The 12,095-nt window shown below is 47.0% G+C and carries 7 protein-coding genes and 2 pseudogenes; 7 read left to right on the forward strand and 2 right to left on the reverse strand.

All coding sequences use genetic code 11. From position 1 onward, the window contains the following. Window positions 1-135: 135 nt before the first annotated feature. From FCL48_RS25715 to FCL48_RS24375, 3 genes and pseudogenes are all read left to right on the forward strand, one after another. Window positions 136-381: pseudogene (locus tag FCL48_RS25715) on the forward strand (sigma 54-interacting transcriptional regulator); the annotation flags it as partial. 165 nt (window positions 382-546) lie between these two features. Next, window positions 547-795, forward strand: coding sequence for a helix-turn-helix domain-containing protein (locus FCL48_RS25720; protein WP_256374315.1), 249 nt, complete (start codon window positions 547-549; stop codon window positions 793-795). Window positions 796-1,271: 476 nt separating this feature from the next. Next, complete coding sequence (locus tag FCL48_RS24375) at window positions 1,272-6,500, forward strand: RecQ family ATP-dependent DNA helicase (protein WP_136876658.1); 5,229 nt, start codon at window positions 1,272-1,274, stop codon at window positions 6,498-6,500. 151 nt (window positions 6,501-6,651) lie between these two features. Here the strand turns inward: FCL48_RS24375 and FCL48_RS24380 are convergent, their stop codons facing one another. Next, the gene (locus FCL48_RS24380; RefSeq protein ID WP_169309370.1) at window positions 6,652-7,617 is read right to left on the reverse strand and encodes a YafY family protein; all 966 of its coding nucleotides are present in this window, start codon (window positions 7,615-7,617) and stop codon (window positions 6,652-6,654) included. Window positions 7,618-7,835: 218 nt separating this feature from the next. Between FCL48_RS24380 and FCL48_RS24385 the strand changes: the two genes are divergently transcribed. The 4 genes from FCL48_RS24385 to FCL48_RS24400 all read left to right on the forward strand — a co-directional run bounded on the left by FCL48_RS24385 (window position 7,836) and on the right by FCL48_RS24400 (window position 11,600). After that, on the forward strand, window positions 7,836-8,360 hold the full coding sequence (locus FCL48_RS24385) for a hypothetical protein (RefSeq protein WP_136876662.1): 525 nt from the start codon (window positions 7,836-7,838) through the stop codon (window positions 8,358-8,360). A 367-nt stretch (window positions 8,361-8,727) separates the two neighbouring features. Further along, a complete protein-coding gene (locus FCL48_RS24390; RefSeq protein WP_136876664.1) occupies window positions 8,728-9,957 on the forward strand; it encodes a nuclease-related domain-containing protein in 1,230 nt (409 codons plus the stop codon). Window positions 9,958-10,352: 395 nt separating this feature from the next. Then, window positions 10,353-10,790 (forward strand): GFA family protein, encoded by a 438-nt coding sequence (locus FCL48_RS24395; RefSeq protein WP_136876666.1) that lies wholly within the window; start codon window positions 10,353-10,355, stop codon window positions 10,788-10,790. Between the two features lie 246 nt (window positions 10,791-11,036). Further along, complete coding sequence (locus FCL48_RS24400; RefSeq protein WP_136876668.1) at window positions 11,037-11,600, forward strand: excalibur calcium-binding domain-containing protein; 564 nt, start codon at window positions 11,037-11,039, stop codon at window positions 11,598-11,600. A 109-nt stretch (window positions 11,601-11,709) separates the two neighbouring features. On the opposite strand, the pseudogene FCL48_RS24405 reads toward FCL48_RS24400, so the two are convergent. Then, window positions 11,710-12,095, reverse strand: a pseudogene (locus tag FCL48_RS24405) (transposase); the annotation flags it as partial.

A 12,095-nucleotide genomic window follows, 5' to 3' on the forward strand; every position in this document is an offset into this window, starting at 1 on the left:
TTTTGAAATTGAACTTTATTTTTAGCCATGGGTGACCTCCTTTTGAATTTAGAGGTATTATCCCATAACTGGTAGGACAAATAGCGTCCTACCCAAAAATTAGCTGAAGATTAGTGGTAATCAGAAAAAAGAAAGGGGAAATTTGAACTTGCAGATAACGGGACTCTTCTGCTGGATGAGCTTGGTGATCTGCCCGGACCACTACAGGCAAAGCTGCTCAGAGTTCTTCAGGAAAGCCAGTTTGAAAGGGTCGGGGGGAGTAAAACCATCCATGTAGATGTCCGCATTATTGCCTGTACATCAAAAGATCTGCAAAAAGAGGTGCTTTCAGGTAATTTTCGCCAGGACCTTCTCTACAGGCTCCGGGTCATTCCTCTGGAAATGCCTCCATTACGAGATCATAAAGAGGATATTGAAGAGCTGTGCCAGGTGTTTCTTGATGAATTTAACACCTTGCACGGCAGGTCGGCTCAAATAACTGCCGCTTCAATAAACTGTCTGAAACAGTATGATTTCCCCGGCAATACCCGAGAGTTACGAAACCTGATGGAACGAGCGTCGGTACTCTGTCGGGGGCCAGAAATAACTCCGGCAGACCTGCCCACTGAGATTAACCAACATCATAAACAGCAGGAATTAGATTTTAATTTGAGTAACCAACTGTTAGCCTTTGAACGAACCTGTCTCCGCAACGCCCTGAACTACAGCGGTGGCAATCGTACAGAAACCGCTCATCTGTTGGGTATCAGCAGAAAAAATCTTTGGGAAAAACTCAAGGCCCACGGCTTGCAATGATGTGTAGCGGGTAGAACGGTCAGCGACCGTACAGTGGAACAACAGTTGGCTCCTATTGCCAGAATTTACAGGATATCACGAACAAACAGCGAGCTTTAGGCAAAAAAAGCAAAGGCTCTTCTTATCCCGCCAAACCACCTACAGCCAAACCCAAGTTCTAAAATCTCCTCGATATTCCCGGTACAACTTTCCTCTTCTTCAACCTTTCCAAAACGGTTAACAGACACAAAACAATACGAATGTAGTGCCACTGGCAATATTTTATAGCTGTATGTCTTTATATTTTATAGATATTAATTTTTCTATGTTAAACATGAGTTGTATTTTGCCTGGATATCCCACGGATCAAGATGGCCTGTCAACCGGGCATACTTGTTGACCGATTTTCCGGGCAGGCCTATTTCATTTGACAATGAGTATCGAGGGCAAGTTGGGGCTGTAGTGTAGCTGAAGGGAAAACGAACGTATGGCGGAATATGGACCTGTTTGCGAGTGATCAAGGGGGAGATCGACTAGCCTCTGAAAAGGCGATAACGGATTTTCTCAACCGCTGTCTCATTTTTGACATCGAGATGAATGAGAAAAGTGTGGTCTATTGTCTCGGTGCTGTACTGGGCGAGAAAACCTTCTCAGTCCCTGCTGGCAAGCCACTCAACAAGCAGACACTTGAAGACTTCAGCGCCTTTGGCAGGGAGGCAGACTATCTCCTCGGCCATAACATTTTAAATCACGACATTCCGAAGTTACGTGAGCTGGTTCCCGATCTTGAGGTACTTGTCAAACCGGCGATTGACACCCTTTATCTCTCACCGCTTGCCTATCCTGCAAACCCCTATCATCGCCTGGTCAAAGACTATCAGCTGGTACGTGACAGTGTGAATGACCCTCTGGAGGACGCAAAGCTTGCCGGACGAGTCTTTGCTGAGCAGTGGCAGGCTTTTGCCGGGCAGTTGGCGGAATCTTCAGATATACCTGTGTTGTACCGCGGTTTTCTGCAGGCAGACTCTCAGCTTGCAGGGACCGGAGCCGCGCTTGCCGCAATGGGAGTACCGCTCCTTGAAGGTGATGACCTGTATGAGGCCTTCAGCTGGTTTGCCAAAAAACACGCCTGTACAACCGCGGTTGACCGGCTGGTGGAGCAGTTATGGGATGACAAGAGCGGGGCAAGTCAATCGCTGCTGGCCTATGTTGTTGCCTGGTTGTCTGTGGCCGGTGGCAATTCTGTACTGCCTCCCTGGGTCCGCCATCAATTTCCACAGATATCGATACTTCTTCATAGTTTACGGGAAAATGGCTGCGACAAACCGGGGTGTGCCTATTGCCGGGAGCATCATGATCCCCGGTCTTTTCTCAAGCGATTTTTTGGCTTTGATGATTTCCGGCCCCAACCCGTAACAGCAGAGGGGCAAAGTCTGCAGGGAGAGGTTATCTCCGCAGGTGCAGGCAGTGGAACACTGTTCGCTACCCTGCCAACCGGGGGCGGCAAGTCCCTCTGTTATCAACTGCCGGCGCTTATGCGCTATCAGCAGCGCAACCTGCTGACCATCGTGATCTCACCGCTGCAGGCCCTGATGAAAGACCAGGTAGACAACTTCTCAAAGCAGACAGGTACAAGGCTTGCTGCGGCCCTCTATGGCATGCTCACCATGCCGGAGCGAGGCGAGGTGATGGAAGGCGTTCGGCTGGGTGATCTCGGTATCCTCTATGTTTCTCCGGAGCAGCTGCGTAACCGATCTTTTGTGGAGACGGTATCCCAGAGGGAGATCGGGGCCTGGGTGTTTGATGAAGCCCATTGCCTGTCGAAATGGGGGCATGATTTCCGGCCTGATTATTTTTACGCTATCCGCTTTATCCGTGAGTTTGCAACGAGAAACAGCGTGCAGATTCCGCCTGTCCAATGTTTTACAGCGACCGCAAAGCGGGATGTGCAGGCAGAGATCGTCGACACCATCCAGAGAGAACTTGGTCTGCGGGTGGCAAAATTTGAAGGAGGTCACGAACGCACCAACCTGCATTATGAGGTGCATCTGGTCACGAGACACGAGAAACGACAGACCATTCTGGAGCTGCTCAGGCAGCGTTTTACCGGCAAGGGTTGTGTGGTGATCTACTGCGCCACAAAGAAAAATACAGAACAGCTTGCGGAGTTTTTACAAGGTGCGGGTTATACAGCCGAAGCCTTTCATGCAGGGCTTGATCCATCGATGAAAAAGCGCATTCTTGAACAGTTCATCGAAGGTGATATCCCGGTAATCTGCGCCACCAATGCCTTTGGCATGGGGATTGACAAGGAGGATGTCCGGCTTGTATTGCATGCGGATATTCCGGGTTCACTTGAAAACTACCTGCAGGAGGCTGGCCGGGCCGGAAGAGACCGGCAGGATGCGGAGTGTATCCTGGTTTTTGACGAGCAGGATATCGAAAAGCAATTCCAGCTCAGTGCCATGTCGCGTCTCACTAAAAGAGAAATTGCTCAGATGCTCCGCGGCATCAAGGCGGCTTCACGGGGAAGTGGGGAGGTTATCCTGACTGCGGGGGAATTGCTCCGGCGTGATGAGGTCGATATTGATCCTGACGCTCTCTACGATGGTGATACCAGGGTGCGGACGGCGGTTGCCTGGCTTGAGCGGGCAGGGTTTCTTGAACGTAACGAAAACAATACCAAGGTGTTTCAGGGCAGGATTCTGGTACGCAATATGGACGAAGCCGCCAAGAAGATAGCCAGCTTTGGTTTGTCGAAAAGGCAGAGGGAACGGTGGCTGGATATTCTGCAGGCGCTCATGGCAAAAGAAGGTTCGACGACGGGCTTTAGTGCCGATGAACTGGCTTCGCTCTCATCTTTTGCCACAGCTGAAGAAGATGGCAAGTACGAGACGGAAACCCAAAGAGTACTGCGCACCCTGCACGACATGGCGGAACAGAACTTAATCTCCAAGGAGATGACGTTGTCCGCCTATCTCCGCTATAAGGTGGGTAATAATGCTTCTCTACATCTGCAAAGAATTTGCACTCTTGAACTGGAGTTCCTGGCAAATCTCCAGGAACTTGCCCCGGACGCTGACTTGAACGAAGCTCTTGAGCTTGACCTGCGGCAAATAAACCAGAGGCTGGTCGATAAAGGCTATACCGACAGCAGCCCTCAGGTCCTGAAGATGTTGCTCTATGGCCTTGGGCGGGATGGAAAAGGGCTGGCCGGGCAAAGCGGGAGCGTAGGTATCAGAGCGACAGGTAACAACTGTTTCACTGTCTTTCTGCAAAGAAACTGGGAGGCCATCATGGCCACCGTACGAATCCGTCAGCAGTCTGCGTTCATAGCGCTGCAGGTTATTCTTGCCACGGTCACATCCGCTGAAAAACCTAATGCCAATCTTCGGGTTGAGTTTACCCTGGAAGGTATTGTTGAAGGACTCAAAGGAGATCTCCTGCTCTTACCCCAGCTGAAAAAACCATTGGCAGCAGCTGAGCGGGCTCTGACCTACATGCATGAACTAAGAGTGCTCGAATTACAACAGGGGCTGGCGGTCTTCCGGCAGGCCATGACCCTGCGTCTTTCCCCCGACATCAACGGTCGTCGCTACACGATTCAGGATTTTTCACCGCTGAAGACCCACTACAGTGAGCGCAATTTCCAGATCCATGTGATGAATGAGTATGCACGAAAGGCGCTTGAGAGAATCAGTACCGCCATGCGGCTGGTGACATCCTATTTCAATGACGACAAGGAAGAGTTTGTACAGCGCTATTTCCCTGGCAGAAAAAAGGTATTGGACAGGGCCACCAGCGAGCAATCCTATGCCCGAATTGTTGATGATCTCAGGAATAAGGCCCAGGCGGCCATCGTCGCGGCTCCTGTTGAGAAGAACATGCTGGTGCTTGCAGGCCCTGGATCGGGTAAGACGCGGGTGGTAACCCATCGGGTTGCGTATCTGCTGCGGGTTGAGAGGGTTGATCCGGCAGCCATTCTGGTTCTCTGTTTCAACCGGAGTGCCATTGTCGGCCTGAGAAATAAACTGAAAGAACTTGTAGGCGCGGATATGGCCCGGGTGACAACGCTCACCTTTCATGGCCTTGCTCTGCGCTTGACCGGCAGGTCGATTGCAGTCTCTGCCCAGCGAAATAGTGAACGGGATATCGATTTTATCAAGGTCATAACCGATGCCGTCCAACTGTTGAAGGGCGAGACGGAACCCCTTGGCTTTGCCGCTGATTCGGTACGGGAAACACTTATTGGTCGGTTTAGTCATATTCTGGTGGATGAGTATCAGGATATTGATGAGGAGCAGTATGAGCTGGTATCCCTGCTTGCAGGTAAAACCATGGCGGAGCAGGACCAGAAGCTGACCATTCTTGCAGTTGGAGACGACGACCAGAACATTTACCGATTCAGGGGAGCCAATGTCAGCTTTATCCGCAGATTTGAAGAAGATTACCAGGCGGAAAAGCATTATCTCATAGAAAACTACAGGTCAACGGCCAACATCATCGCGGCGTCCAATCAGCTTATTTGCAAAAATAGTGACCGGATGAAGACGGAACATCCAATCAGGGTCAACGACGCCCGGCGCATGCTCCCTGCAGGCGGTAACCGTCAGATAAGTGACTTTCTCTCACGTGGCCGGGTACAGCTCCTGGAGGTGGCAGGCGTGCAGGAGCAGGCCTTTGGTCTGGTGGAGGAGCTTTTGCGGTTGAAAGGGCTCGAAGGACCGTTTGATCTTGACAGCTGTGCTGTTCTTGCCAGGGAATGGAAGGGGCTTGACCTGGTCCGTTCCGTTCTTGAGGCAAATGCCATCCCCGTCAATCTCCATTGGGGACGGGGTGGTGGCTTTCCCGCCTTGCACAAGATACGGGAGAATGCACTGTTTCTTGATTTTCTTCGGGAAAAAAAGGGTACATTATTAGACGCAGGATCTTTGCTTCAACGGCTGCCAGAAGATGTAACCAAAGACAATATCTGGCAGACCAATCTGAGACGGCTCATTTATGACTGGCTGGAGGAAACCGGTGATATTCCCCAGCCTGTACCTCTTATCGAAGAATATTTTTTTGAGGCTTTTGCGGATCAGCGTCGTTCACGCAATCTGGGCCGTGGTGTCTTCCTGTCCACCGTCCATTCGGTAAAAGGGTTGGAATTTGACCATGTCTTTTTGCTCGGTGATCATTGGCCGGATTTGCAGGAGATGGAGGCAGAGGAAGAAAGGCGCCTGTATTATGTGGCCATGACTCGTGCCCGGGAGACTCTGCAGCTGTTTAAAATTGCAGATAATCCAAATCCACATGTCATGGCCATTTCAGCTGACACTGGGAGCTGGGCGATAGAGCGGCAATTAAAACTCACCCTTGATGTACAGCAGTCAATCGTGCAACATACCCTTCTGGGGATGGAAGACCTGTTTTTTGATTTTGCAGGGGTTCGACGGGAGGGGCATCCTGCTCGCCTGGCTTTAGCCCGTCTTCAGGTCGGAGATACCCTTTACCTTGAACGGGTAAAAGACCATCTGGAACTCTTCAACAGCGAAGATATTGCAGTGGCGCGTCTCTCCCGTTTGGCAAAGGAGCGCTGGTGGCAGCAGGTGGAGGCGGTCGAGTCGGTGCGGGTTGTTGCCATGGTACGCCGTTATCGTGAAGCCATAACAGATCAAAGCTTCAAGCAAATATGCCATGGTGATGTCTGGGAGTTCCCTATTGTGGAGCTTTGTTACCGCTAGGAGGCTGTCCGAAAATGCCCTGTTCACCCAACTCTTCGTTATTTTTAAAAAATAATGATCGGAGTATCAACTATATGCCTGCGCTTATTTTTTCAAAATGCCTCGATTTGAGAGAAGATTACTATTCTCGGCCAGCCTCCCAGGCAGCTCTTCAATAATGTCTGGCAGAATGTATCAGTGTTTCTTTTATATTTGTGGCAAAAGATTCCGGCTCGATCACATAGGCATCTTCTCCCCATGAGAGAATCCATCTTTTGAGTTCAAGAAGATGGTTTACAGACAGGGTCAGGATAACATCGCCGTTGTCACAATTTTTTATTTTCTGGCTTGGGTGCCAGATTCGCTCCTCAACATAATCCGCAACCCTTTTGCTAAAGCGGATTTTGACCTGGAATTCCTCGTTGCTCCAATGGACGCCAAAATGACTTCCTGAGAGTTTTTTGAAGTCAAAATCCTCGGGTATTGTAAAGCTGTTTCCTGTTTTTTTAGCAGATACAATGCGAGACATACTGAACGTACGAATGTCATCACGCAGGTAACAGTGTCCTACGATATACCAGTCCCCTTCAAAACGAACGGCATGGTAAGGGTCCAGATCCCGCCTTACCCGTTCCTGTCCGGGGGGGTTGTATTCTACCCGTATCCGTTGTGATGTTCGCAGGCTGTCAATCAGTGTTTCCCATACCTCAGGTACGACAGTGGTGCTAAAGGGAGGGATGACCGTAAATTTGTTCTGATCCTTTGTGGGGTCCATTGAAATTTTATCCGGCAGGGATTGCTCAATTTTTTCAAAAACAGAACAGAGGGTTTTGTAAATTGGTGTTCCCTCATATTGGGCGAGAAGCTTCTCGGAGAGATACATGCCAAACAGCTCACTCTCTTTCATTGACAGGGCCGGAAGCTTAAAATTTTCCTCTGTGTAGTGGTAGCCACGATGTTTTGCGGAATACTCCAGTGGTGCATCCAGTTGATAGCGCATGTATTCCAGATCCCTCTGGATTGTCTTGATGCTCACCTCCCATTCACGGGCTAAGTAACTGCAGTCAGGATATTTACCTGTAGAAATCTCTTTATCGATAAACAGCAGTCGACTGTGCTGCGGTTTAAATTTTCCCATTTTTTTCTCCCCAAAAAGTGGTCGGACATTATTTGTCCGACCAACCATGATACTTTAGGGGAAAGCGAAAGATCAAGCGTATCTCAAAAAGGGTGTCATTTTCTCCTGTCATAGAGTCGCGCTACTCATTTGCTACTACTGAGGTTGTGATACAACTCTGGTGTATCACAATGGATTTGCAGATAAATGGACAAAATAGAAGAAGAGGAGGAACGGGTATGGAATACATAATAGGTTATTTATCACTTGGGATGGTACTGGTTGTTTTGAAATCACCATTTCGAAAACTGGTCGATTGGGAAGTGGCAGATCTGAAGATGCATTGTCTGGTAAAAGATGAAGATTTCCATGCAGCGAAGCTCTTTATGTATCGACTGATCCTGTCTTTTATAATCGTTGCTTTGTATCCGGTTATCCTCTTTCGAAGACTGGTGGATTATGTGAAAAATCAGAATACTGCCATTTATCTTGAGCCAATCGAATCAGAACGGGCATGGTTGCGGGCTGAGATTTCAAGAGAAGAGGCTGAAGCAGCAAACATGGTACATGTAGATGGCCGCAACATCCCCTTTGGCTATAACAACGCTCAGTGGCGTAATATACTGAAGATAATGGAAGAGGGAGACCGGCTCTACCAATTTCGCTCTCCTGAAAAAAGCTGGAAAAACTTTGCGGGGCTGGAAGGAATTGCCCTTGTCAGAAATGAAGAAATCGTCGCTGACATTGTAATACTGCTCAATTAAACATTTCAGTTGTACGCTCTTTGACAGAGGAAGCGGGGTAATTGCCAATCTCTGGTGGCCCCGCTTCCTCCATCTGTTCAATACTCAGGCAATTGCAGCACAGTCGGCAGTTCACTTTGCAGTATGCCCGCAGCTTCTTTCAGAACACCTCACCATTATAACATCTTGCAAATACCTGGAAAATTGTGCAAGAATATCTGTTGCCGCCCTGTATCAATGGAAAATAAAGTCAGCATAAAGCAGCAGGAGTCGGCAAGGCAAAAATGAAAAACCTTTTGCCACGATTGAAATTCTGCAAAAGAAGTCGGCGGCATAATATTTTTGTCGACCGGGCTTATTCATCATTCTAGCAATCTTCGGTTCATCTATGGAGAAAAAAGGACTTTGGGGTGAGTTTGTCGTCAATATGATGGCGAAAGGACTTCTTGATACGGAAACCTACCATCTCGTTGAAAATGTCACCCTGCCAACTGGAGGGGGGACGACTCAGATAGATCATATCATCGTCTCTCAATATGGAATCTTTGTTGTTGAGACAAAGAATATGACCGGTTGGATCTTTGGTTCGGAGCATGAAAAAGAATGGACTCAGAAAAACAACGGAAACAGCAGAAAATTTCAAAATCCACTCCGCCAGAATTACAAGCACACCAGAACATTGGCTGAAGTCCTAGGTATCGATCACACCAGGCTCTTTTCCCTGATCGTTTTTGTGGGGGAAAGTGAGTTTAAAACGGAAATGCCTGAAAATGTGACCGAGAGAATGGAGTATATCAACTATATCAGCTCCAAAAAGGCTCTACTTTTCACCGAATCAGAGGTTCAGAATTTCCTGAAAATTATCGATGAAATACGTTTGCCACCAGGTGAAAAAACAGATAGGGAGCATCTTGCCCATCTGCAGTCGACCCATGCAGGGACCATTGATCTGGAAGATCAGAGCCAGGAACTGGAGGACGGCAATATTATAGATGCTTTTGAGGTGGTTGAAACAACTCCAGATGAAAGCAGTGATGATTTTGCTGAAGTCGAGATCAGTGACTTGAGTCTGGACTTAGAAACCGAAGAGAATTCCATCAGAGAGCCGCAAATCCAGGAAGAGAAGACAAAGGTTGGGCAAGAGAAGAAAGCACCATTCGTTAAACGAAAAACTGTTCTTGCCGTTTGTATCGCCATTGTCGTCGTTGCCTTTGCCATATTCTACTTCCAGCCGGTAATAGTTGATTTCATAAACAAAAATTATGTGAGGCTAAGGTCAGAAATTCAAAAGAAAAGTACTGGTACACCGGCCCCTTCACAAAAAGATACAAAGCCGAAAGAGTACAATTTTACAGATGATCAAATTAAAAAGGCAATGCGCGAGATCGAGAAATCAAAGAAAACTGCTGCGGCGTCTTCACAGCCAACAGAGGGCAGCAGACCTTTTTATGAAATAGAGTTTGCCTCAGGGGGCAGAGTATATTCAGAAAACGTCGCCGCCACAAAAGACACGATCACATTTGAAAATGAAAAAGGCCTTGTCGTCTCTGTACGCAGAAGTGAAGTAAAAAGTCTCAAACGTCTTGTGCAAAAGAAATCAACACAGAATGGCAAATAAGTTACTGGATAAAGACCACTGTTATGAGATGGGATAATGTTAAGTTCGAACAGTTTTCGTCAAGGGAACAGCGATAAGAATCTGGAAAAATTTTCTATTTGCCACCACTTTTTTGGGTTATGATCTCGTGGAAATATGTAGACACTCAGTCAAGCTGATTTGTGATGTATAGTCAGTTACTATCTTGCACGCGACCTAGCAAAGAAAAAAAATTGCGGAGTTCAAGAAAAACGTGATACGTTTGAGATTGTAATCCGAGTAAATGTGTTGAGAGGTAAACTCAGATTTGTGATCATCCAGGTCCGTATATCACCAATAAATCTGCTACTTATGCAGTTAAAAATAATAGTACAGCCCGTATCACTCTGTTAAACGGTGAGGGCGGAGTAAACAAAATGAAGACAATAGGAAGTTGTTTGTGTGGAAGCATAGAGTTCAGTATAACCGATATGAGTAACAATATTTATCAGTGTCATTGTTCTTTGTGTCGCAAACAAGGTGGCTCCGCATCAAACACTGGCACAGTAGTCCCTCTAAGAAATTTCCAATGGACAAAAGGTAAAGAAAACATAAAGTCATGGGTCAAAGATTCTGGTTTTCGATCGGATTTTTGCTCCCTTTGTGGTTCACCAGTTCCTAATCCGTTAAGAGAATTTGACTATTATTGGATACCTGTAGGTACTCTTGATGATGGACCTTTTAATATCGTGGCAAGTATATATACTGAATCAAAAGCCACATGGGGGGTAGTTGCGCCGGTGGGAACAAGACACAAAACTATGCCAATGTTTGAGGAGTTCATAGCCCTATTACGCAACGGTGATCACGGCTAACGAGTTCTTCCAGTTAAGGTTAGCCACCGCCAAACCTGGCTCTTGGCAAGGCGGATGTGACTCGTGTTCTGACCTGCTCCATTTCAGCAGAGTTCCAGCGTTGATACTACTTTCGTATCGTGTAGAGAAAAGTGCGTTTAGAAAGTCCACATATCTCTGTCGGTATGACAACAATGACAGTATTATTAAAAACTGTTTTTGTATGGTGCTGTAAGTAATAGGAATATTTTCAAGTAATAGGGAAAAATGGCAAACATTCGATCAAAAGGAATTCTGAGTAAATGGATTGATGACAAAGGTTTTGGCTTCCTGACACCAGAAAAGGGCAAGAAAGAGATTTTTGTCCACATTTCAGCGTTTGACAGAAACATTCCCAGAAGGCCTATCGTTGGCGATATCATTTTTTATTATGTTAAAATTGATGAACAAGGAAAATCAAAAGCGTATGACGCGGTAATAGAAGGTGCGGCACCAATTGTCAAAAAGGCCCCATCTCGACCGAAAAAGTATTACAAAGAGCATCAAGCAAAAAACAATAGCTGGAGACTTTTCATTCTTTGCATTGTTGTATTGTTTGGTGCTGGTGGCACCATCTTTAATCATTTTAAATCCGGTAACATTCAAGGGGTGTCAGCCGACATACAGCAATCAAATACTTTTAGCTCTTCGCGATACACCTGTGCAGGCAAGACCCGTTGCACTCAAATGACCTCCTGTGAAGAGGCAACATTCTACATACAAAACTGCCCTGGAACTATGATGGATGGTGATGGAGATGGGGTGCCCTGTGAAAGTCAATGGTGTCACTGAGACATTTTAAAAGGGCTACTTAATTACTTGGTCGAAATATCACGAATAACAAAGTATTGCCGTAGTTTGGCGAAATTGAGATGAATATCTTTCAACCTAAATTCCCGGGCTATTGTAACGATGCCGGTGGCGTGACACCCAATTTAGTATAAAGTTCAATCTGGCGTTTCGTAGTTTCCCCAATCTGAAGCTGTTGTCCCGGCACTTCAAAGCATTCAATAATGTTGAGTTCGTCCAACACCTCCTGCATCGTATAGTTCTTAAACAGATTATTTTCCTGCATTCTCTTCGTGATAGAGGATAAAAAAATCAGGGCAATGAATTGCACAAAAAGCTTACCGTTCAAACTTTGTTCCGATGAGACGACTGTCCGGCGTAGATTCAGCCGTTCTTTCAGATTATCAAAGGCCTTTTCCACCAGGTCTTTATTTCGATAGATCTCCAGCGCCTCGACTGCATCTTTGATCTCATTGCTCAACAGTGCAAAATATCCGT

Source organism: Desulforhopalus sp. IMCC35007 (genome assembly GCF_005116575.1).
Lineage (GTDB): Bacteria > Desulfobacterota > Desulfobulbia > Desulfobulbales > Desulfocapsaceae > Desulforhopalus_A.